The sequence below is a fragment of the Hydrogenophaga sp. ANAO-22 genome (genome assembly GCF_042466645.1).
Lineage (GTDB): Bacteria > Pseudomonadota > Gammaproteobacteria > Burkholderiales > Burkholderiaceae_C > Hydrogenophaga.
The window spans coordinates 2,473,624-2,493,739 of record NZ_CP159956.1 but is presented as its reverse complement, the minus strand read 5'-3'; the positions used below and the strand labels follow the sequence as shown (position 1 = coordinate 2,493,739).

At 70.7% G+C, this 20,116-nt stretch carries 22 protein-coding genes and 1 pseudogene; 21 read left to right on the top strand and 2 right to left on the bottom strand.

Going from position 1 to position 20,116, the window contains the following annotated elements:
• The first annotated feature begins 3 nt into the window (after positions 1–3).
• From ABSY19_RS11925 to hydA, 3 genes and pseudogenes are all read left to right on the top strand, one after another.
• On the top strand, positions 4–1,395 hold the full coding sequence (locus ABSY19_RS11925) for an amidohydrolase family protein (RefSeq protein WP_382162958.1): 1,392 nt from the start codon (positions 4–6) through the stop codon (positions 1,393–1,395).
• A pseudogene (locus tag ABSY19_RS11920) lies at positions 1,392–2,137 on the top strand (aspartate/glutamate racemase family protein). Before ABSY19_RS11925 ends, ABSY19_RS11920 begins: the two are co-directional and overlap by 4 nt.
• The gene (gene hydA / locus ABSY19_RS11915; protein ID WP_382162956.1) at positions 2,134–3,567 is read left to right on the top strand and encodes a dihydropyrimidinase; all 1,434 of its coding nucleotides are present in this window, start codon (positions 2,134–2,136) and stop codon (positions 3,565–3,567) included. Before ABSY19_RS11920 ends, hydA begins: the two are co-directional and overlap by 4 nt.
• A gap of 15 nt (positions 3,568–3,582) precedes the next feature.
• Here the strand turns inward: hydA and ABSY19_RS11910 are convergent, their stop codons facing one another.
• Complete coding sequence (locus tag ABSY19_RS11910; RefSeq protein WP_382162954.1) at positions 3,583–4,062, bottom strand: cupin domain-containing protein; 480 nt, start codon at positions 4,060–4,062, stop codon at positions 3,583–3,585.
• 192 nt (positions 4,063–4,254) lie between these two features.
• Here ABSY19_RS11910 and ABSY19_RS11905 point away from each other — a divergent pair, with 192 nt between their 5' ends.
• Positions 4,255–5,799, top strand: a complete 1,545-nt coding sequence (locus ABSY19_RS11905; protein ID WP_382162951.1) for a methyl-accepting chemotaxis protein — start codon at positions 4,255–4,257, stop codon at positions 5,797–5,799.
• Here the strand turns inward: ABSY19_RS11905 and ABSY19_RS11900 are convergent.
• Positions 5,780–6,445 carry a phosphatase PAP2 family protein gene (locus ABSY19_RS11900; RefSeq protein ID WP_382162949.1) on the bottom strand — a complete coding sequence of 222 codons (666 nt, stop codon included), beginning with the start codon at positions 6,443–6,445 and terminating at the stop codon, positions 5,780–5,782. The two genes, ABSY19_RS11905 and ABSY19_RS11900, sit on opposite strands and share 20 nt — an antisense overlap.
• Before the next feature lie 241 nt (positions 6,446–6,686).
• On the opposite strand from ABSY19_RS11900, the gene ABSY19_RS11895 reads away from it, so the two are divergent.
• From ABSY19_RS11895 to fabG, 17 genes are all read left to right on the top strand, one after another.
• Positions 6,687–6,926 (top strand): acyl carrier protein, encoded by a 240-nt coding sequence (locus ABSY19_RS11895; RefSeq protein WP_382162947.1) that lies wholly within the window; start codon positions 6,687–6,689, stop codon positions 6,924–6,926.
• A 2-nt stretch (positions 6,927–6,928) separates the two neighbouring features.
• A complete protein-coding gene (locus ABSY19_RS11890; RefSeq protein WP_382162945.1) occupies positions 6,929–8,194 on the top strand; it encodes a beta-ketoacyl-[acyl-carrier-protein] synthase family protein in 1,266 nt (421 codons plus the stop codon).
• Between the two features lie 24 nt (positions 8,195–8,218).
• Positions 8,219–8,503 carry a phosphopantetheine-binding protein gene (locus ABSY19_RS11885; protein ID WP_382162943.1) on the top strand — a complete coding sequence of 95 codons (285 nt, stop codon included), beginning with the start codon at positions 8,219–8,221 and terminating at the stop codon, positions 8,501–8,503.
• Between the two features lies 1 nt (position 8,504).
• Positions 8,505–9,167 (top strand): hypothetical protein, encoded by a 663-nt coding sequence (locus tag ABSY19_RS11880; RefSeq protein ID WP_382162941.1) that lies wholly within the window; start codon positions 8,505–8,507, stop codon positions 9,165–9,167.
• Positions 9,164–10,519 carry an AMP-binding protein gene (locus ABSY19_RS11875; protein ID WP_382162939.1) on the top strand — a complete coding sequence of 452 codons (1,356 nt, stop codon included), beginning with the start codon at positions 9,164–9,166 and terminating at the stop codon, positions 10,517–10,519. The genes ABSY19_RS11880 and ABSY19_RS11875 overlap by 4 nt, the downstream gene beginning before the upstream one ends.
• Entirely contained in the window at positions 10,506–10,814 is a 309-nt protein-coding gene (locus ABSY19_RS11870) for a hypothetical protein (protein ID WP_382162937.1), read from the top strand. Before ABSY19_RS11875 ends, ABSY19_RS11870 begins: the two co-directional genes overlap by 14 nt.
• Complete coding sequence (locus ABSY19_RS11865; protein ID WP_382162935.1) at positions 10,811–11,716, top strand: acyl-CoA synthetase; 906 nt, start codon at positions 10,811–10,813, stop codon at positions 11,714–11,716. The genes ABSY19_RS11870 and ABSY19_RS11865 overlap by 4 nt, the downstream gene beginning before the upstream one ends.
• On the top strand, positions 11,713–12,276 hold the full coding sequence (locus ABSY19_RS11860) for a LolA-related protein (protein ID WP_382162933.1): 564 nt from the start codon (positions 11,713–11,715) through the stop codon (positions 12,274–12,276). Before ABSY19_RS11865 ends, ABSY19_RS11860 begins: the two co-directional genes overlap by 4 nt.
• A complete protein-coding gene (locus ABSY19_RS11855) occupies positions 12,273–12,899 on the top strand; it encodes a hypothetical protein (RefSeq protein WP_382162932.1) in 627 nt (208 codons plus the stop codon). The genes ABSY19_RS11860 and ABSY19_RS11855 overlap by 4 nt, the downstream gene beginning before the upstream one ends.
• Positions 12,833–14,611, top strand: coding sequence for an MMPL family transporter (locus ABSY19_RS11850; RefSeq protein WP_382163778.1), 1,779 nt, complete (start codon positions 12,833–12,835; stop codon positions 14,609–14,611). Before ABSY19_RS11855 ends, ABSY19_RS11850 begins: the two co-directional genes overlap by 67 nt.
• A complete protein-coding gene (locus ABSY19_RS11845) occupies positions 14,608–15,246 on the top strand; it encodes an alpha/beta hydrolase (RefSeq protein WP_382162930.1) in 639 nt (212 codons plus the stop codon). The genes ABSY19_RS11850 and ABSY19_RS11845 overlap by 4 nt, the downstream gene beginning before the upstream one ends.
• A 1-nt stretch (position 15,247) precedes the next feature.
• On the top strand, positions 15,248–16,054 hold the full coding sequence (locus tag ABSY19_RS11840; RefSeq protein WP_382162928.1) for a polysaccharide deacetylase family protein: 807 nt from the start codon (positions 15,248–15,250) through the stop codon (positions 16,052–16,054).
• Positions 16,051–16,773 (top strand): methyltransferase domain-containing protein, encoded by a 723-nt coding sequence (locus ABSY19_RS11835; protein WP_382162926.1) that lies wholly within the window; start codon positions 16,051–16,053, stop codon positions 16,771–16,773. The genes ABSY19_RS11840 and ABSY19_RS11835 overlap by 4 nt, the downstream gene beginning before the upstream one ends.
• A gap of 62 nt (positions 16,774–16,835) precedes the next feature.
• The gene (locus tag ABSY19_RS11830) at positions 16,836–18,032 is read left to right on the top strand and encodes a beta-ketoacyl-[acyl-carrier-protein] synthase family protein (protein WP_382162924.1); all 1,197 of its coding nucleotides are present in this window, start codon (positions 16,836–16,838) and stop codon (positions 18,030–18,032) included.
• Positions 18,029–18,823, top strand: coding sequence for a beta-ketoacyl synthase chain length factor (locus ABSY19_RS11825; protein WP_382162923.1), 795 nt, complete (start codon positions 18,029–18,031; stop codon positions 18,821–18,823). Before ABSY19_RS11830 ends, ABSY19_RS11825 begins: the two co-directional genes overlap by 4 nt.
• Positions 18,820–19,356: a 3-hydroxylacyl-ACP dehydratase gene (locus ABSY19_RS11820; protein ID WP_382162921.1), complete on the top strand. Its 537-nt coding sequence runs from the start codon at positions 18,820–18,822 to the stop codon at positions 19,354–19,356. Before ABSY19_RS11825 ends, ABSY19_RS11820 begins: the two co-directional genes overlap by 4 nt.
• Positions 19,353–20,072: a 3-oxoacyl-ACP reductase FabG gene (fabG, locus tag ABSY19_RS11815; RefSeq protein ID WP_382162919.1), complete on the top strand. Its 720-nt coding sequence runs from the start codon at positions 19,353–19,355 to the stop codon at positions 20,070–20,072. Before ABSY19_RS11820 ends, fabG begins: the two co-directional genes overlap by 4 nt.
• The last annotated feature ends 44 nt before the right edge of the window (positions 20,073–20,116 follow it).

Here is a 20,116-nt window from a genome sequence, read left to right as displayed (position 1 = left end):
GCCATGACACAAGCGCTTTCGCCCGGGGTGGATACGGGCTCGCTGGACCTGCTGATCACCGGCGCCACGGTGGTGCACACGCGCCCGCAGCTGGAGGTGATCGACAACGCGGTGATCGGCATCGCCGGAGCGCGGATCGCCTTCGTGGCGCGCGCCGACGCCGCGCCCCGCGCGAGCGCGCGACGCACCCTCGATCTGAAGGGGCACATGGTGCTGCCCGGTTTCATCAACGTGCACACCCACACCATCCTGACCATGGTGCGCGGCGTGGCCGAGGACATGGGCTTCGCGCCCGCCTATACCCCGGGCGTGCCACACGGCCATGAAGTGACCCCCGACGAGGCTGTGGCGCTGGCCCGGCTGGGCGCGCTGGAGGCGCTGATGTTCGGCTCCACGGTCATCAACGACAGCTATGTGCACGCGGACCTCACCTTGCCGGCCATGGCCGACGTGGGGCTGCGAGCCTATGCCTGTGGGCGCATCCATGATGTGGATTTCTCGCGGGTGCACCTGGGCGAATGGCGCCACGATGACGCGATCGGGGAGCGCACTCTCGCGGAGGCGATGGCGCTGCACGAACGATGGCACGGCGGCCCCGACAGCCGCACGGGCGTGCACCTCACCCCGCACGCGCCGGACACCTGCTCGCGGGCGCTGCTGCAGCGGGTGGCAGACCACCGCGAGCGCCATGGGGGCGTGGTGACCACGCATCTCTCGCAAAGCCGCATGGAGAACCAGCGCGTGCAGGAGCGCGACGGATGCTCGCCCTGTGAGCTGCTGGATGAGACCGGTTTGCTCGGTCCCGCGCTGATCGCCGCGCACGGCATGTACATGAGTGAGGCCGACATGCGGCGAGCTGGCGCGGCGGGCATGAACCTCGCGCACGTGCCCAAGGGCAATGCGACGGGCGGTCGCATCGCGCCCACGCGGAGCATGCAGGACGCCGGTATCCGCCTGGCGCTGGCGACGGACAACATGCACGCGGACATGATCGAGGTCATGCGCTGGGCGCTGAACCTCGGCCGTATCCAGGCAGGGGGCATCGACGACGGCTGGCAGCCGGCGGACATGTTGCGCATGGCGACCTACAACGGCGCGCAGGCCATGGGTCTGGGCGAGCATCTGGGCTCACTGGAGGTTGGCAAGCTGGCCGACATGGTGTGCGTAGACATGCGCCGTCCGCACTTGGTGCCCTGCATCAACCCCCTGGGCAACCTGGTGCACACGGGTCAGGGCCGCGACGTGGCCATGGTGATCGTGCACGGTGAGGTCGTCGTTGAAGGCGGTCGCGCCCTGCGCGTTGACCAGGACAGCATCTTGGCCGACGCCCAGCAGGCGGCGGCTGCACTTTGGCAGCGGGCTCGCGCACAAGTCGAGCCTCGGAGAACCGCTTGAAAATTCTCGTCATCAATCCCAACATCTCCCTCAGCGTGACCGAGCTGATTCGCAATGAGGCGCATCGCGCGGCCTTGCCAGATACGAGGATCACCATGGCCACCGCGCCTTTCGGTGTGGCCTATATCGAAACCCCTGGCGAGGCCGCCGTGGGTGCCTATGCATCTTTGCAGCTTCTGGCGCAGCAACAGGCCGAGCACGACGTGGCCGTGATCGCCGCTTTCGGCGACCCGGGTGTGGCCGCTGCCAAGGAGCTGCTGGACATCCCGGTGGTTGGCCTGACCGAATCCGCCGTGGCCGCCGCCTTCCTGCTCGGGGGCGCTTCGCCATCGTGGGCATCTCGCAGCGCATCGGCGCCTGGTACGTGCAGACCGTGGATCAATTGGGTTTGTCCTCACGCATGATCGGTTACCGCGGTCTCCAGCAGGGTTTTGCCAGCGTGGGCACGGTTCAACAGGAGGCGCGCGACGTGTTGCGCGAGATGTGTCTGGCTTGCGTGGAGCAGGACGGAGCGGACAGCATCATCCTGGCGGGCGCGCCGCTGGCCGGGCTGGCGCGCGAGATCGCCGACGACGTGCCTGTGCCGCTGATCGATGGGGTGGGCAGCGCGATCCGCATGGCCGAGGCCCTGGGGCGCGGCGCTTACACGCCCCGTCGCAACGGTGCGCTGTCACCCCCACCGCCCAAGGCACACCAGGGTCTGGAGGGTGGGCTGGCCACGCTGATCGGGCGGCAGCCATGAACGCCGCCTTCGATCTCGTGATCCGCAACGCCCGTGTGGCGACCGCATCGGATTGCTTCGAGAGCGACATTGGCATTCGCGATGGGGTGATCCAGCAACTTGGCCGGCAGCTTGCTGGCGGCGCCCGCGAGATCGATGCGCTGGGGCGGGTGGTCACGCCGGGTGGGGTCGATGCCCACTGCCATCTCGATCAGCCCATGGCCCCGCCCGTGCGCATGGCCGACGATTTCGATACCGGCACGCGCGCCGCGGCCTGTGGAGGCACGACCACCGTCATTCCTTTTGCGGCCCAGGTGAAAGGCCAGTCCTTGCGTGCCGCGGTGGACGACTACCACTTGCGCGCACAGGGAAAGTCGCATCTCGATCACGCTTTCCATCTGATCGTGAGCGATCCCACGCCCGACGTGCTGGCGCGGGAACTGCCCGCGCTGATCCGGGAGGGATACACGTCGTTCAAGATCTACATGACGTATGACGACCTCAAGCTCAACGACGGCCAGATCCTGGATGTGCTCGAAGTCGCGCGGCGACACGATGCAATGGCCATGATTCATGCGGAAAACGCCGATTGCATCGCCTGGCTGACCCGTCGCCTTGAGGCCGCGGGTCGCACCGCACCCCGCTTCCATGCGCACGCGCGGCCGATGCTGGTGGAGCGCGAAGCCACGCACCGCGCCATCGCGTTGGCCGAGCTGATCGATGTGCCGATCCTGGTCGTTCACGTGTCGGGGCGCGAGGCCGTGGAACAGATCCGCTGGGCCCGTTCGCAAGGCCTGAAGGTGTTCGCGGAGACCTGTCCGCAGTACCTGTTCCTCACCGCCGAAGACCTGGGCATCGACGACAGCTACAAGGGTGCGCGCTGCGTGTGCAGTCCGCCGCCGCGCGACAAGCAGAACCAGCAGGTGATCTGGGACGGCCTGGCCGACGGCCTGTTCACGGTGTTTTCGTCCGACCATGCACCGTTCCGTTACGACGGTACCGAGGGCAAGAAGCCGGGAGGAGAGGAAGTCCCGTTCCAGCACATTCCCAACGGGATTCCCGGCATCGAGACCCGCCTGCCGCTGCTGTACTCCGAAGGGGTGCTGGGCGGGCGCATCACGCTGCAGCGCTTCGTCGAACTCACGGCCACCAATCCCGCCAAGGCCTATGGCTTGCATCCTCGCAAGGGCACGATCGCCATTGGCAGCGACGCCGACCTGGTGATCTGGGACGAAGGCGAACGCACGGTGCGCAACACGGAACTGCACCATGCCGTGGACTACACACCCTACGAAGGCATGGGTTTGCGCGCCTGGCCAGGCACCACGCTGGCGGGGGGCGAGGTGGTGTGGGATGGCCGGAACTTCCACCCCCGTCAAGGCAAGGGCCGGTACTTGCAGCGAGGCCGGCCCAGCCTGTTGCCACAGGCACCCCGCTCGGCAACACCTTAGTGGTCCGGCGGGCGCCTAGTACGGCCGCCCGTCCTTGTGCGTGAAGGCCCAGCGGCCGTCGACCTGCACGGCCTGCAGGTCGTCCTCCGGGTAGCTGACCTCGTCGCCCTCGCTGCGGTCACCCACCTCCAGGTATTGCACCTCCTGGTCGGTTTCGTTGGCCAGCCGGTGGCCATTGCCGCTGCCGGCCGGAAAACCCGCGCACATGCCGGGCGACAAGGGCGTGGCGCCCTCGTCGGTGTACAGCGTCGGGTGCCCGGCCAGGATGTAGACGAACTCGTCCTGCCGGCTGTGGGCGTGGCGCAGCGCCGACACCGACTTCGGCGGCAGGGTCGTGTGGTTGACCCCGAAGTGGGTCAAGGCAAACAAGTCGCCCAGGGGACGCTTGACGCGCCCGGCCACGCGGGCTGCAAAGGGTTCGGGATAGTTCGAGGGCTTGGTGCGCGCCGGGGCGTCGGTGGCCATCACGGCCATGGGTCGGGTGTCGTTGGGCATGGGAAGGCATTGTGGGCGGGCGCTGAAAAGCGGGCAAGAGCGGGCCCTCTTCGGCGCATCGCCGCCAGGCGGGTGGCTCAAGATCGTGGCCAATCCGCCGATGCCCTGGGGGTGGTGGCGCTGGGCCATGACCGCCAAAAGCGGGCTGGCCCGGGACGCCGATCCCCTTACTCCTCCAGAAAGCTCTCCCGCATGAAACTCAACGACATCAAGGTCGGCAGCCGCCTGGCCATCGCCTTCGGACTGGTTCTGCTGATCACGGCCCTGATGGCCGGCATCGGCGTCTGGCGCCTGCAGGAGCTGGTGCAGACCACGCGCACGCTGGCCGGGGAAGACAACGAAAAACTGCAGCTGGCGGTGCGCTGGCGCCAGACCATCGACGTGAACTGGGTGCGCACCCGCGCCGCGATCCTGGATTCCGACACCAGCCGCATCCCGATGTGGCAGGCCGACATGGACAAGACCTCCGAGATCACGACCGCTTCGCGCAAGCGCATGATCGAGCTGGTCCACTCCGACACGGGCAAGGCGCTCATCGCCGACATCGACGCCGCGCGCGAGGCCTACCGCACGCCGCGCGGGGCCGTGCTCAAGGCGCGCATGGCCGGTGAGGACATGAGCGCCGCGCTCGACCGCGACCTCAAGCCGCTGGCCGAGAACTACATCAACACCATTCTGAAGCTGGAGCAGCGCCAGCAGGGCATCTACGACGCCGCCCTGAAAGAGGCCGAAGCGAAGGCCGCCAGCGGCCGCACCATCCTGATCATCGGCGGCGTGCTCGCGACGCTGCTGGGCGCGGCGGCCGCCTTCGTGCTCAGCCGTTCGATCACCGTGCCGCTGCGCCAGGCCGCCGAGGGCGCGCGCCGTATCGCCGACGGTGACCTCACGCAGGCCATCCGCACCGAAGGCCGCGACGAAGCCGCCCAGTTGCTGCAGGCGCTCAAGGGCATGCAGGACAGCCTGGGCCGCGTGGTCTCCAACGTGCGCGGCAACGCCGAGGGCGTGGCCATGGCCAGCGCCGAGATTGCCCAGGGCAACAACGACCTGTCGGCTCGCACCGAGCAGCAGGCCAGCGCGCTGGAAGAGACCGCCGCGTCCATGGAGCAGCTCAGTTCCACCGTGCGCCAGAACGCCGACAACGCGCAGCAGGCCAACCAGCTCGCGATGAGCGCCTCCACCGTGGCCACGCAAGGGGGCGAGGTGGTCGCCCAGGTGGTGGACACCATGCGCGACATCAACGACAGCAGCCGCAAGATCGCCGACATCATCGGCGTGATCGACGGGATCGCGTTCCAGACCAACATCCTGGCGCTGAACGCGGCGGTGGAAGCGGCGCGCGCCGGTGAACAGGGCCGCGGCTTCGCGGTGGTCGCCGGTGAAGTGCGAAACCTCGCGCAGCGCAGTTCGGAAGCCGCCAAGGAAATCCGCGGCCTGATCACCGCCAGCGTGGAACGCGTGGAGCAGGGCAGCTCGCTGGTCGACCGTGCCGGCGTGACCATGACCGAGGTGGTGAACTCGATCCGCCGCGTCAACGACATCATGGGCGAGATCAGCGCGGCCAGCCAGGAGCAGAGCTCGGGCGTGGCTCAGGTCGGCGAGGCCGTCACGCAGATGGACCAGGCCACGCAGCAGAACGCGGCGCTGGTGGAAGAGAGCGCGGCCGCGGCCTCCAGCCTCAAGACCCGCGCCGAGCAGATGGTGCAGGCCGTGGCGGTGTTCAGGCTCTCGTCGGGCTGAGCCAGCGGCGCAGCGACAGCCAGGCAAAGACCGCGCCCACGGCGGCGCCGGCCAGCACGTCCAGGAACACGTGCTGGCGGATCGCCATCGTGGACCAGACGATCACCCCGCAATGCAACACGCTGAGCCAGCGCAGCGCGGCCGGCGCGCCGGTCTCCCGGAAGATGCGCTGGAACCAGAAGGCCGAGAACACCGCCGAACCCACGTGCAGCGAGGGACAGGCGTTGCCCGAGGCGTCGATGCCTTTCAGGAAGGCCAGCCGGGGATGCTGGGACCAGTCGATGTCGGTCAACGGTGTCTGGGTCGGGACCAGCCAGAACAGCGCCAGGCAGAACACGCACAGCGCGCCCACCCACAGGCCGTAGCGCAGCAGCTCGCGCAGGTTGGGCAGCAGGGCCGGTGCCAGCGACACGTAGACCCACAGCGACACGTAGGCGTAGAAGGCGCCGGGCAGGAACGGCACCCAGTCGTCCACCACGAGCGTGGGCATCATGAGCGGTTCGGCCATCGGGTGGTGCAGCACCCAGAAGTAGGCCTGGAAGAACAACACCATGAACGCCATGGTGCCGAAGGCCTTGAGGTACCACAGCGTGACGAACCGGGACAGGAGCTGGCGGTACCAGGCGCGTTCGGTGGGGGTGGGCATGGGTGTGGGTGGGGCCGGCGCAGGGGGGCGGGCCTAATGTACGACACGCGTGTGACAGCCGGCCTTCCTGTAGCCCCTTTGTATAATCCCATGCCCTGTGAAGCAAGGGCGGCGCGCCCGCCCAAGGCCGTACCAGAACCCCAAGACGGTCTTTGCTTCGGAGGAGTTCCCCCATGTTCGTTTTTGCGCATCGGCTTGCGTGCAGGCCCCACCGTGCCAGTCTCATCCTTGGGCAATTTTCATGAGCTCCACTGAACTGATCCGCACCTTCCTTGTCGACCGCCTGGGTGTCCAGCCCGATCAGGTGCTGCCCGAGGCCTTGCTGGCCGAGCTCGGGGTGGACTCGCTGATGCTGGCCGAACTGATGTTCGAGGCCGAGGACCGGCTGGGCATCGACATTCCCTCCGACGTGCAGCCGCCCAAGACGGTGGCCGAGATGCAGGCCGTGATCGATTCGCTGGCCGCGCTCAAGGCCGGTTGAACATGCGCCCCCACCGCGTCGCGATCACCGGCATCGGGGTGATCAGCCCCTACGGCGGTGATGCCCGGGATTTCTTCGAACGCCTGCTGGCCGGGGAATCCGCCGTGCGCCACCTGCGGGTGACGCAGGACCTGCCGCGCCCGCTGTCCCACCCGTTCGTGGGCTGTGCCGGCTTCGACCCCGAGGCCGCGCTGGGCAAGCCGCTGGCGCTGATGATGGAGCGTTTCGCCCAGCTCGGCGTGGCCGCGGCCTTCCAGGCCTGGGCGCAGGCCGGCCTGCCGCGCCAGGCCACGGACACCGAGGGCGCCGAGCGCGAGGCCTGGGGCTGCATCTGGGGCACCGCCCTGGGCGGCCTGGAGGCGCACGAGCGCGGTGGCCGCGATCTGTGGATCCGGGGGCGCGAGCGCGTCTCGCCGCTGTCGGTGGTGCAGGGCATGAACAACGCGGTCAACGCCCACATTTCCATCCAGCTCGGCCTGGGCGGCGTGAGCACCAGCCACACGGCGGCCTGCGCGTCCTCCAGCATCGCCATCGGCGAGGCCTTCCGGCGCGTGCGCAGCGGTGAGGCCACGGTGATGGTCACCGGCGGCTCCGACGTCTGCCAGTCCTACAGCGTGTTGCGCGCCTGGGACGCCATGCGCGTGATGGCGCCCGGCGACGCCGACACCGCGCCCGCCGCCTGCCGCCCGTTCGCGGCCGACCGCGCCGGCCTCGTGCTCGGCGAAGGCGGGGCGGCGCTGGTGCTGGAGGCCTGGGACCACGCGGTCGCCCGCGGCGCGACCATCCATGGTGAAATCGTGGGCTATGGCACCAGTTGCGATCACAGCCACCTGGTCCGCCCGCACCGGCAGGGCCAGGTGCGCGCCCTGCGCGCCGCGCTGGCCGACGCCGGCCTGGCGCCGGCCGAGGTCGGCTACGTCAACGCCCACGGCACGGCCACCCCCGAGGGCGACCCGGTGGAGGTCGCGGCCCTGTGCGAGGTGTTCGGCGATGGCGCCGCGGAGTTGCCCGTGAGCGCCACCAAATCCATGCACGGCCACCTGCTCGGTGCCGCCGGCGCGATCGAGGCCGTGATCACCGTGCTGGCGCTGCGCGAGCAGGCCATTCCGCCCACCGCCCACCTGGCCGGTCGCATCGACCCCGCCTGCGAGGGCGTGGACCACGTGCTGCAAGGCCGCCGCCAGGTGCCGCTGCGCGCGGCGCTGTCCAATTCCTTTGCCTTCGGTGGCAGCAACGCCGTGCTGGCGTTCCGCGCGCCGCCTCTTTGAAGACTCCCCTCCCGAGTGACCGTCATGACCCAACCCGTTTCCCCCGCCACCGTCGATGCCCTCTGGCCCGAGGTGGTCGCGCTGATCATCGAAGCCCTCAACATGGAGCTCGCGCCCGCCGAGGTGGATCCCGACGGCCCCTTGTATGGCGACGGCATGGGCCTGGACTCCATCGACATGCTGGAGATCTCGCTCGTCATTTCCAAACGCTATGGTTTCCAGATGCGTTCGGACAACGAGGACAACGAGAAGATCTTCGCCTCGCCGCGCGCCCTGGCCGCCCACATCGCCAGCCAGCGCACCCAGTGAGATGACCGCTTCCACGCTGCTGCGGGACCTCGGCGCGCTGCTCCTGATGGTGGCCTGGGTGATCGCGGCGCACGTGGGCAGCAACGGCTGGGGCAATGCCGACTTCAACGCCGCCGTGGCCGTGCTGCCCATCGCCGTGGCCGTGCTGATGGCGCTGTGGCGCCTGCCCCATTGGGCCGTGCGCGGGGCCGGCGTGCTGGCCCTGGGCGCCTTGCTGGCCTGGCTCTGGCCGCGGCTGCGCCACAACGTGGCCCTGCTGTATTACATCCAGCACCTGGGCATCCACATCGCGCTGGGCGTGCTGTTCGGCAAGTCGCTGCTCGGCCCCGGCGACGCCCTCATCACCCGCATGGCGCGGCGCATCTTCGGACCCGAGCTGTCCGAGCGCAAGCTGCGCTACACGCGCGGCGCCACGCTGGCCTGGACGATCTTCTTCTTCGCCAATGCGCTGGTCTCCACCGGGCTCTTCATCTGGGCGCCGCCGGCCATCTGGTCGATCCATGCCAACGTGCTGACCGGTCCACTGATCGGCCTCATGTTCCTGGGTGAGCACCTCGTCCGCCTGCGGGTGCTGCCGCCGCACGAACGCCCGGGCCTGGCCGACATCCGGCGGGCCTACCAGCGCGAGTCGGCGCGCCGCGGCGCCGCGCCACCGCCGCCATGAACGACACGACCCTGCCGCTGATCGGGGCCCACGGGCTCGACGATGTGTTCGCCTGGCGCGCGCAGGGCGCGGTGCGCGTGCGCGAGTTCCTGGCCGACGCGCACGCACTCGCCGCCCGCCTGCCCGAGGGCGGCTGGCTGCTCAACGTGTGCGAAGACCGCTACCACTTCGCGGTCGGTTTCGCCGCCGGCTTGCTGGCGGGCAAGGTCAGCCTGCAGCCCTCGTCGCAGTCGCCCGAAACGCTGCAGCGCCTGGCGGCCGACTACCCCGGCGTGTCCTGGCTGGGCGACCGCCCCGGGGCGGTGCCCGACCTGCCCGGCCTGGTGTTTCCCGATCTTGCCGTACAGCCCCGGACCGAGGTCAAGGACATGCCCCGGCTGGACGCCGAGCGCGTGGTCGCCATCCTGTTCACCTCGGGCTCGACCGGCCTGCCCCAGCCGCACCGCAAGACCTGGGGCAAGCTGGTGCTCAACGGTCGCGCCGAGGCCACGGCCCTCGGCCTGATGCAGCGGCCGCAATCCATCGTGGGCACCGTGCCCATCCAGCACAGCTACGGTTTCGAGTCGACCTTTCTGATCGCGCTGCACGGCGGTTGCCAGTTCGCGGCTGGCAAACCCTTCTACCCGCAGGACATCGTGGCCGCGCTGGACGCCGTGCCGCGCCCGCGCATGCTGGTGACCACGCCGTTCCACCTCTCCGCGCTGCTGGCCTCGGAGCTGCCGCTGCCGCCCATGGACCTGGTGCTCTCGGCCACCGCGCCGCTCAGCCCCGATCTCGCGCGCCGCGCCGAAGAACGCTGCGGCGCGCCGGTGCACGAGATCTACGGCTCCACCGAATCGTCCGCGCTGGCCAGCCGCCGCACGCTCGACGGCGCGGCCTGGCGGCTCATGGAGGCCGTGCACCTGGAGCACGAGGGCGACACCACCTACGCCAGCGGCGGCCACGTCGAAGGCCGCGTGCCGCTGGCCGACATCATCGAGCCTGGCACCAAGGGCTGTTTCCTGCTGCACGGCCGCCATGCCGACCTGATCAACATCGCCGGCAAGCGCACCTCGCTGGCCTACCTGAACCACCAGATCGGCGCGCTGCCCGGCGTGGTGGACGCGGCCTTCTTCCTGCCCGATGAGCTCGGCGACGACGGCGTGACGCGCCTGACCGCCTTCGTGGTCGCGCCCACGCTGGACGCCCGCGCGCTCATGGCCGGCCTGCGCCAGCGGCTGGACGCGATCTTCCTGCCGCGCCCGCTGGTGTTCGTCGAGGCGCTGCCGCGCAACAGCACCGGCAAGCTGCCGCGCCAGGCCTTGCAGGCGCTCTACGCCGAGAAAGTGGGCCCTGGCCATGGACGCGGCTGAGTTCCACTGGGCCGTGCCGCCCGACCACCCGGCCTTCGCCGGGCACTTCCCGGCGCGCCCCATCGTGCCGGGCGTGGCGCTGCTTGATCAGGCGATCGTGTTCGCGGGACAGATGCGCCAACGCCCGTGGCAGGGCGGGTGGCAGGTCGCGCAGGCCAAGTTCTTCGTGCCGGTCGGGCCGTCCCAGGTGCTGCGCTTCGCGCTGCAGACCACGCCGCGCGGCGCCATCGCCTTCAGCGTGAGCTGCGAAGGCCGCGAAGTGGCGGCGGGCAGCCTCGTGCCCCCGGCGCCATGAAGGGCGGCACCCCTCCCGAGTGGATGCGCCAGCGCGAACGCAGCCACCTCGGCGCGCTGCGCTTCATGGTCTGGCTCTCGCTCACGCTGGGCCGCCCCTTCGGCCGCCTGGTGCTGCGCTTCGTCACCCTGTACTTCGTGCTTTTTTCGCCGAAGGCCCGGCGCGCCAGCCGCGACTACCTGCGCCGTGCGCTCGGCCGGCCACCCACCTGGGGCGACGGTTACCGGCACGTGCACAGCTTCGCCAGCACCGTGCACGACCGCGTCTACCTGCTCAACGACCGCTTCGACCTGTTCGACATCCGCTTCGTGGGCGACGACGCGCTGCACGAGGCGCTGCAGCGCCAGCGCGGCGCGCTGCTGCTCGGCGCCCACCTCGGCAGCTTCGAGGTGCTGCGCGCCATGGCCCACGCGCGGGCCCATGCCCCCGTGGCGATGATGATGTACGAGGACAACGCGCAGAAGATCAATGCCATCCTCAACGCCATCAAACCGGGCGCCCGGCAGGACGTGGTGGCGCTCGGCCACCCGGATACCATGCTCAAGGCGCGCGACAAGCTCGACGACGGCCACCTGGTCGGCCTGCTGGCCGACCGTTCCCTCGCCCACGACAGCACGGCAGAATGCCTCTTTCTGGGGGAGCCGGCGCGTTTCGCGGTCGGGCCCTGGCGCATGGCCGCCATGCTGCGCCGGCCGGTGTTCTTCATGGCCGGCCTGTACCTGGGCGGCAACCGCTACGAACTGCGCTTCGAGCAGCTGGCCGATTTTTCCACCGTCGAGCGCGGCGAACGCGACGCCGCCATCGCGCAGGCCATGCAGGCCTATGCCGACCGCCTGAGCGAACTCTGCCGCCGGGCGCCTTACAACTGGTTCAACTTTTTCGACTTCTGGCCACGCACATGATCCGACGACTCCTCACCGGCCTCGTGCTGCTGGGCTTCACCGCCCTGGCGCACGCCGCCCTCGACCTCGACCAGCTGATGGCCGAGCTCGCCCGCAACCCCGGCGGGCAGGCGAAGTTCGTCGAGAAACGCCACCTCGCGCTGCTCGACAAACCCGTCATCGCCACCGGCGAGATGCGCTACACGCCGCCCGACCGGCTGGAGAAACGCACGCTCACGCCCCAGGTCGAGACCATGGTGCTCGACAAGGACACGCTCAGCGTGGAGCGCGACCGCCGCCGCATGACGATCCGCCTGAGCGCGCGCCCCGAGGTGGCCGCCTTCGTGGACAGCATCCGCAGCACGCTCGCGGGCGACCGCGCCGCGCTGGAGCGCAACTACAAGCTCTCGCTCAGCGGCAGCCTGGAGGCCTGGGTGCTGGTGCTGGTGCCCAACGACGAGCGCATCACCAGCCTGCTCAAAAGCATCACCGTCAAAGGCGTGCGCCAGCAGGTGCTGGGCATCGACTACCTGCAGGCCGACGGCGACCGCACCGAAATGACGATCGAGCCGACGCCATGACCCGCAGCGTGTGGCGTGCCCTGCTGATCTGGCTGGCGGCGATGGCCGTCGGCCTGGGCCTGTTGTGGAACACGCGTTTCTCGGCCGACGTCTCCTTCTTCCTGCCGTCCAAGCCCACGCCCGAGCAGTCGGTCATGGTGGACCAGCTGCGCGAGGGCGCGGTCTCGCGCCTGCTGATGCTGGCCATCGTCGGCGGCAGCGCCGACCAGCGCGCCGACGCCTCGCGCGCGCTGCGCGCCTCGCTCAAGGGCGAGCCCAGCCTGGACACGGTGCAGAACGGCGAGGCGGAGGCGCTGGACGCCGCGCGCGATTTTCTGCTCGACCACCGCTACGTGCTCAGCGGCGCCGTCACGCCCGAGCGCTTCAGCGTGGAGGGCCTGCGCAGCGCGGTGAACCACAGCGTGGACCTGCTCAGTTCCTCGGCCGGCCTGCTCTTCAAACCCTACCTGGCGCGCGACCCACCGGCGAGCTGGTGGAACTGGTGTCGGGCCTCAATGCCGGCGTGCAACCCAACGAGCAGGACGGCGTGTGGGCCTCGCGCGACGGCGAACGCGCCATGCTGGTGGTGCAGACGCACGCGCTCGGCTCCGACACCGACGGCCAGGCCGCCGCCATCGACCTGATCCGTGAGCGCTTCGCGCAGGTGCAGCAGCAGCCGGGCATGGAGGGGTTGACGCTGGAAATGTCCGGCCCGGGCCTGTTCGCGGTGCGCGCGCGCGCCACCATCCAGGAAGAGGTCAGCCGCCTCTCGCTCATCAGCACCGTCATCCTGGCCGTGATGCTGGGCTTCATCTACCGCCGCGGGCGCCTCATGCTGCTCACGCTGGTGCCGGTGCTCAGCGGCACGCTCGCGGCCATCGTCGCGGTCGGCCTGGTGCACGGCACCGTGTTCGGCATCACCGTGGGCTTTGGTGCCGCGCTCATCGGCGAGGCGGTGGACTACGCCATCTACTACTTCGTGCAGTCGGGGCGGCAGGGCGTGGGGTCCTGGCGCGAGCAGTACTGGCCCACCATCCGCCTGGGCGTGCTCACCTCGGTGCTCGGTTTCGGCGCGCTGCTGTTCTCGGGCTTCCCCGGCCTGGCACAGCTCGGGCTGTACGCCATCACCGGCGTGCTCACGGCCGCGCTGGTCACGCGCTATCTGTTGCCGCAGCTGGCCGGCCCGGGTGTGCATCTGCATGACGGTGCGAGCAAGGGCCGCCTGCTGCGCCCGCTGGTGGAGCGCGCCACCATGTTGCGCTGGCCCTTGCTGGCGCTGGTGCTGGTGTCGGCGGTGTACCTGGTGCAGGAGCGCGACGACCTCTGGCAGTCCGACCTGTCCGCGCTGTCCACCGTGAGCCAGGCCGAAGGCGAACTCGATGCGCGGCTGCGCGGCGACCTGGGCGCGCCCGATGCGCGCTACATGGCCGTGATCACCGCGCCCGACCGCGAGAGCGCGCTGCAGGCCGCCGAACGCGCGGGCGCCAAGCTGCGGCCGCTGGTCGAGCAAGGCCTCATCGGCGGCTTCGACACCCCGGCGCGTTTCCTGCCGAGCGAGGCCACGCAGGCTGCGCGCCGCGCCAGCCTGCCCACGCCCGAAGAACTGCGCGAGCGCCTGCGCAGCGCGCTGGTGGACGCACCGCTCTCGGCCGATCGCCTGCAGCCTTTCCTGGACGACGTGGCCGCCGCGCGCGGCGCGCCCAACCTCACGCGCCAGGACCTCGAGGGCACTGGCCTGGGGCTGGCGGTGGACGCGCTGCTGATGCAGCGCCCCAGCGGCTGGAGCGTGCTGCTGCCCCTGCGCCCCTCGGCCGAGGCCACGGGCGCGGACATCCCGGTGGCGGCCGTGCGCGAGGCGCTGGCCGGCAGCGGTGCGCTCTTCATCGACCTCAAGGGCGAGTTCGACACACTCTACGGCGAGTACATCGACGAGGCCATCGTGCTCTCGCTGGCGGGCTTTCTCGCCATCGTCGTGGCCATGGCCTTCGTGCAGCGCAGCGCGCTGCGGCTGGCCAGCGTGATGCTGCCGCTGGTGATGGCGGTGCTGGTCGTGATCGCCGGTCTGCACTTCTTCGGCGTGCGCCTGCACCTGCTGCACCTGGTGGGCATGCTGCTCACCGTGGCCGTGGGCTCCAACTACGCGCTGTTCTTCGACCGCCTCGCGCTCGGCGAGGCGCTGGACGACGAGACCCTGCTGTCCATCGGCGTGGCCAGCTTCACCACCGTCATCGGTTTCGGTGTGCTGGCCTGGTCGACGGTGCCGGTGCTGCACGCCATCGGCGTGACGGTGGGGCCTGGCGCGGTGCTGGCGCTGGTGCTGTCGGCGGCCTTCGCCGTCAGAAGGCCCGCGCCGTGAAGGCCTTGCGCACGGTCGGCACCTCGGGCGCTGCGCCGCAGCTGCTCGTGATGCTGCCCGGCGTGGCCATGCGGCCCGAAGAGCTCTTCGAGGCCGGCTTCGCCGACGCCATCGAACGCCGGGGCCTGGCGCTGGACCTGCTGGCGGTGGACCTCAGCGGGCTCGGGCTCGACGCCGTCGACACCTGCGACGCCTTGCAGCACCAGGTGCTTACGCCGGCGCGCGAGCGCGGCGCGCGCGTGTGGCTGGGCGGCATCTCGCTCGGTGGCATGGTCGCCATGGCGCACCTGGCCGCGCGGCCCGGCGTGGCCGACGGCTTGTGCCTGCTCGCGCCCTACCCGGGCAGCCGCCCGAGCGTGAACGTGATCGAGCGCGCCGGGGGCATCGATCGCTGGCAGCCCAGCGCGCAGGACCTGCAGGATCCCGAGCTGCGCGTGTGGCAGTGGTTGCGGCAGCCGCCCGCCGGCCTGCCGGTGTTCGTCGGCCACGGCACGGAAGACCGGTTCGCCGCGCGCATCGCGCAACTGGCCGAGCGCTTCCCGGCCGCCTCGCGCCACACCGTGCCGGGCGGGCACGACTGGTCGGCCTGGCGGCCGCTGTGGGCGCGTTTCCTCGATGCCGGGCACTTCCACTGACATGGCCACGAAGCGCTGGAGCCCATCCCCCTTCCTGAGCGCGAGCGCCGCCGTGCACGGCGCGGCCGTGCTGGGCACGTTGGCCGTGCCGGCCGCCTGGCCCTGGGCGGTGGGCGCGCTGGTGGCCAACCACGCGCTGCTGGCCGGTGCCGGCCTGTGGCCGAGTTCGCGCCTGCTCGGCCCCAACCTGATCCGCCTGCCCGAGGCCTCGGTGCGGCGGCGCGAGGTCGCGCTGACCATCGACGACGGGCCCGACCCCGAGGTGACGCCGCGCGTGCTCGACCTGCTCGACGCCGCGAACGCGAAAGCCAGTTTCTTCTGCATCGGCCGCATCGCCGAACAGCACCCCGCGCTGTGCCGCGACATCGTGCGGCGCGGCCACTGCGTGGAGAACCACGGGTACGCGCACAGCAACGCGTTTTCGCTGTTCGGCCCGGGCGCCATGCGGCGCGACATCGTGCGCGCGCAGGCCACGCTGGCCGACCTCACGGGCGAAGCGCCGCGCTTCTTCCGCGCCACCGCCGGCCTGCGCAACCCCTTCCTCGACCCGGTGCTGCACGGCCTGGGCCTCACGCTCGCCACCTGGACGCGCCGCGCCTACGACACCCGCACCGGCGACCCCGAGCGCGTGTTCCAGCGCCTCTCGCAACACCTGGGCCCGGGCGACATCGTGCTGATGCACGACGGCCACTGCGCCCGCACCCCCGCCGGTGAACCCGTCATTCTCGTGGTGCTGCCGCGCCTGCTGCAGACCCTCGCCGAGCGCCAGCTTCCTCCTGTCACCCTGAACCAAGCCCTGCCCCCATGAGCCGTCAATCCGTCCAGCTGCTGGTCAACGAAGCCAGCCAGACCTTCCGCCCCAGCGGGCGCTTCGCCTACCACTACGCGCGTGGCAAGCTCGGTTACGACAGCATCTTCCACGAGATGCTGCGCCGCGGCCTGCTGCCCGAAGGCGGCCACTACCTCGACCTCGGCTGCGGCCAGGGCAGCCTGTTCGCCTGGCTGCTGGCCGCGCGCCGGCTGCACGAGCAGGGCCACTGGCCGGCGGGCTGGGCGACGCCGCCGCAGCCCAGGAAGCTGCGCGGCATTGAGCTCATGCAGCGCGACGTGGACCGCGCCGCGCGCGCCTTCGGCCCGCAGCACCCGGTGGTGCGGGTGGAGCAGGGCGACATGAACGCGGTCGACTTCGGCCGGCCCGACGCCATCCTCATCCTCGACGCGCTGCACTACTTCAGCCACGAGCAGCAGCGCGAGGTGCTCGCGCGCATCCGCCAGGCGCTGCCGCCCGGGGGCGTGTTCCTCACCCGCATCGGTGACGCGGGCGCGGGCCTGACCTACCGCATCTGCAACGGCGTGGACCGGCTCGTCACCTACACGCGCGGGCACCGCCTGCCGCGCCTGTACTGCCGCACCCTGCAGGACTGGGTGGCCGAGCTGCGGCAGCTGGGCTTCGTGGTCGAGACCGAGCCCATGAGCGGGCGCAAGCCCTTCGCCAACGTGATGCTGGTCTGCCGGGTACCGCACTGAGCGCGGGCGGTTTTCCTGCCACCATCTGAGACAATGCCCGACCCCGTTTCTGCCCCCTGCCCGTGAAGCCCCTGCTGCTGTCCGCCTACACCGCCACCACCTGCCTGGGGGTGGGACTCGATGCCCACCGCGAGGCCGTGCGCCAGGGCCGCAGCGGGCTGCGGCCCTGCCATTTCGAAACCGTGGAACTGCCGACCTGGGTGGGTGAGATTCAGGGCGTGGACGCCCAGGCGCTGCCCGCCTCGCTGGCCGCCTACGACTGCCGCAACCACCGGCTGGCCTTGCTCGCGCTGCGCGCCGATGGTTTCGAAGACCGCGTGCGCGCCGCCGTGCAGCGCCATGGCGCGGGCCGCGTCGGCGTCTTCATGGGCACCAGCACCTCGGGCATCCTGGAGACCGAGCTCGCCTATCGCCAGCGCGACCCCGCCAGCGGCGCGCTGCCCGCCGCCTTCAGCTACGCCACCACGCACAACCCGTATTCGCTCAGCGAGTTCCTGCGCGAACACCTGGGCATCACCGGCCTGGCCATGACGATCTCCACCGCGTGTTCGTCCAGCGCCAAGGTGTTCGCCGCCGCCGCGCGCCAGATCGAGCTGGGCACGATCGACGCGGCCCTGGTCGGCGGCGTGGACTCGCTGTGCCTGACCACGTTGTACGGTTTCGCCTCGCTCGAACTCACGTCCACCGAACCCTGCCGACCCTACGACGCGGGGCGCGACGGCATTTCCATCGGCGAAGGCGCCGCCTACGCGCTGCTGGAGCGCGGCGCTGACGCCCCCGACGCGCAGGCCGTGTGGCTGCTGGGCGCGGGCGAGTCCAGCGACGCGCACCACATGTCCGCGCCGCACCCCGAAGGCCTGGGCGCGAAGCTGGCCATGGAGGCCGCGCTGCGGTCCTCGTCCTTGAACGCGGACGACATCCACTACATCAACCTGCACGGCACGGCCACGCCGGCCAACGACAGCGCCGAAGGCAAGGCCGTGGCCGCCGTGTTCGGCGACCGCGTGCCGTGTTCGTCCACCAAGGGCGCCACCGGCCACACCCTGGGCGCGGCCGGTGCGGTGGAAGCCGTGTTGTGCGCGCTCGCCCTGGTCGACGGTGTCGTGCCCGGCAGCCCTGGCACGCGCGAACTCGACCCCGCCATTCCGCTGCGCTACCAGCTGCACAGCGAGCCCGCCGCGCTGCGCCACGCGCTCACCAACTCCTTCGGCTTCGGGGGCAGCAACTGCAGCCTGGTGCTCGGGAGGGCGCAGGCATGAACGCACCCCTGACCGCCTGGATCACCGGCATCGGCCTGATCGCGCCGGGCCTGCCCGACTGGCCCAGCGCGCGCGCCGTGCTGCGCGGCGAGCAGGCCTGGGCGTCCGCGCCCTCCGTGCTGCCCACGCCCAGCCTGCTGCCACCGGCCGAGCGCCGCCGCGCCAGCCGTGTGATCAAGCTCGCGCTGGGCATCGGCCTGGAGGCCGCGGCCGGTGCCGACGTCGCTACCCTGGCCACGGTGTTCAGCGCTTCGGGCTCCGACGGCCACAACTGCCACGCGCTGTGCGAGCAGCTCGCCACCGACGACCGCCACATCTCGCCCACGCGCTTCCACAACTCGGTGCACAACGCGCCCGCTGGGTACTGGGGCATCGCCACGAAGTCGATGGCGCCGTGCCAGGTGCTGTGCGCCCACGACGGCAGCTTCGGCGCCGGCCTGATCGACGCGCTCGGCCAGGTGGTGCTGGACCGCCAGGCCACGCTGCTGCTGACCTACGACAGCGAGTACCCCGAACCCCTGTTCGCCAAGCGGCCCGTGCCGGACTGCGCGGGCGTGTCCCTGCGGCTGGAGTGCGAGCCCTCGCCGCAGGCGCTGGCGCGCATCACCGTGCAGACCACCGAATCGCCCGCGCGGCCCCTGGAGCACGCCACGCTGGAACCCTTGCGCGCGGCCATTCCCGCGCTGCGTTCGCTGCCGCTGCTGGAGCGCCTGGCGCAAGGCCGCAGCGGCGAGGTCTGCATCGACTACCTGCCCGGCCTGCGGCTCGCGGTCCGGATCGACCCCGCATGAGCGCAGCGCCGGGCCGTTCCCAAGCAAGCTCGCACCGCAGCCCGCAGGGCGAAGGTACGCCAGTGAGCCCGGCCACGCTGGACCACGAGGACATCGCGGCCCGCATCCCGCACCAGGGCACCATGTGCCTGCTCGACGCCGTCACCGAGTGGTCGGCCGATCATGTGGTGTGCCGCGCCGTGGGCCACGCCGACCCGGCGCACCCGCTGCGCGCGCACGGCCGCCTGGGCGCGGCCAATGGCATCGAGTACGCGGCCCAGGCCATGGCGGTGCACGGCGCGCTGGTGGCCGGCACCGAGGCCGCGCCGCGCCAGGGTTACCTCACCAGCGTGCGCGGCGTCACCCTGCACGCCGAGCGGCTCGACGACCTGCCGGGCGCGCTGGACGTGCGCGCCGAGCGCCTCTCGGGCGATGCCTCCAACGTGCTCTACCGCTTCACCGTGGGCCACGCCGGCCGCTGCCTGCTCGAAGGGCGCGCGGCCGTGGTGCTCGACGCCGACTCCCTGAACCCGAACAAGGACCCGCAGCCATGAAACGAGCCCTCGTCACCGGCGGCAGCGGCGGCATTGGCGCGGCGATCTGCCAGCGCCTGGCCACCGACGGCCACCACGTGATCGTGCACGCCAACCGCCAGCTCGACAAGGCCCAGGCCATCGCGTCGACCATCCGCGACAGTGGCGGCAGCGCCGAGGCCGTGGCCTTCGACGTGACCGACCGCGTGGCCACCGCCGCCGCGCTGGCCACGTTGACCGAGGCGGGTGCGATCCAGGTCCTGGTGAACAACGCCGGCATCCACGACGACGCCGTCTTCCCCGGCATGAGCGGCGAGCAGTGGGACCGCGTGCTCGATGTCTCGCTCAACGGCTTCTACAACGTGACGCAGCCGCTCACCATGCCCATGATCCGGAAACGCTGGGGCCGCATCGTGAGCATCTCGTCCATCGCCGGCCTCATGGGCAACCGGGGGCAGGTCAACTACGCGGCCGCCAAGGGCGCGCTGCACGCGGCGAGCAAGTCGCTCGCGCTCGAACTCGCCAGCCGGGGCATCACCGTCAATGCGGTGGCCCCGGGAATCATCGAGACCGACATGATCGAAGGCGCCTTCGACGCCGAGGCCATCAAACGCCTGGTGCCCATGCAGCGCGCGGGCCGCGCGGACGAGGTGGCCGAGCTGGTGGCGTTTCTGGTGTCCGACAAGGCGGCCTACGTGAGTGGGCAGGTGATCTCCATCAACGGTGCGATGTGCTGAGGGCCTGCCTGTGAAACCTGAAAACCTCTCCCCGTTCATCCTGC

Bases quoted from the DNA above. Each gene is read 5' to 3' on its own strand.
- ABSY19_RS11825 (WP_382162923.1), top strand. From the start codon at position 18,029: ATGAACGCACCCCTGACCGCCTGGATCACCGGCATCGGCCTGATCGCG.
- ABSY19_RS11890 (WP_382162945.1), top strand. From the start codon at position 6,929: ATGCGCCCCCACCGCGTCGCGATCACCGGCATCGGGGTGATCAGCCCC.
- ABSY19_RS11875 (WP_382162939.1), top strand. From the start codon at position 9,164: ATGAACGACACGACCCTGCCGCTGATCGGGGCCCACGGGCTCGACGAT.
- ABSY19_RS11850 (WP_382163778.1), top strand. From the start codon at position 12,833: ATGCTGGTGGTGCAGACGCACGCGCTCGGCTCCGACACCGACGGCCAG.
- ABSY19_RS11870 (WP_382162937.1), top strand. From the start codon at position 10,506: ATGGACGCGGCTGAGTTCCACTGGGCCGTGCCGCCCGACCACCCGGCC.
- ABSY19_RS11895 (WP_382162947.1), top strand. From the start codon at position 6,687: ATGAGCTCCACTGAACTGATCCGCACCTTCCTTGTCGACCGCCTGGGT.
- fabG (WP_382162919.1), top strand. From the start codon at position 19,353: ATGAAACGAGCCCTCGTCACCGGCGGCAGCGGCGGCATTGGCGCGGCG.
- ABSY19_RS11925 (WP_382162958.1), top strand. From the start codon at position 4: ATGACACAAGCGCTTTCGCCCGGGGTGGATACGGGCTCGCTGGACCTG.
- ABSY19_RS11885 (WP_382162943.1), top strand. From the start codon at position 8,219: ATGACCCAACCCGTTTCCCCCGCCACCGTCGATGCCCTCTGGCCCGAG.
- ABSY19_RS11910 (WP_382162954.1), bottom strand. From the start codon at position 4,062: ATGCCCAACGACACCCGACCCATGGCCGTGATGGCCACCGACGCCCCG.
- ABSY19_RS11835 (WP_382162926.1), top strand. From the start codon at position 16,051: ATGAGCCGTCAATCCGTCCAGCTGCTGGTCAACGAAGCCAGCCAGACC.
- ABSY19_RS11900 (WP_382162949.1), bottom strand. From the start codon at position 6,445: ATGCCCACCCCCACCGAACGCGCCTGGTACCGCCAGCTCCTGTCCCGG.
- hydA (WP_382162956.1), top strand. From the start codon at position 2,134: ATGAACGCCGCCTTCGATCTCGTGATCCGCAACGCCCGTGTGGCGACC.
- ABSY19_RS11840 (WP_382162928.1), top strand. From the start codon at position 15,248: ATGGCCACGAAGCGCTGGAGCCCATCCCCCTTCCTGAGCGCGAGCGCC.
- ABSY19_RS11855 (WP_382162932.1), top strand. From the start codon at position 12,273: ATGACCCGCAGCGTGTGGCGTGCCCTGCTGATCTGGCTGGCGGCGATG.
- ABSY19_RS11905 (WP_382162951.1), top strand. From the start codon at position 4,255: ATGAAACTCAACGACATCAAGGTCGGCAGCCGCCTGGCCATCGCCTTC.
- ABSY19_RS11860 (WP_382162933.1), top strand. From the start codon at position 11,713: ATGATCCGACGACTCCTCACCGGCCTCGTGCTGCTGGGCTTCACCGCC.
- ABSY19_RS11865 (WP_382162935.1), top strand. From the start codon at position 10,811: ATGAAGGGCGGCACCCCTCCCGAGTGGATGCGCCAGCGCGAACGCAGC.
- ABSY19_RS11880 (WP_382162941.1), top strand. From the start codon at position 8,505: ATGACCGCTTCCACGCTGCTGCGGGACCTCGGCGCGCTGCTCCTGATG.
- ABSY19_RS11820 (WP_382162921.1), top strand. From the start codon at position 18,820: ATGAGCGCAGCGCCGGGCCGTTCCCAAGCAAGCTCGCACCGCAGCCCG.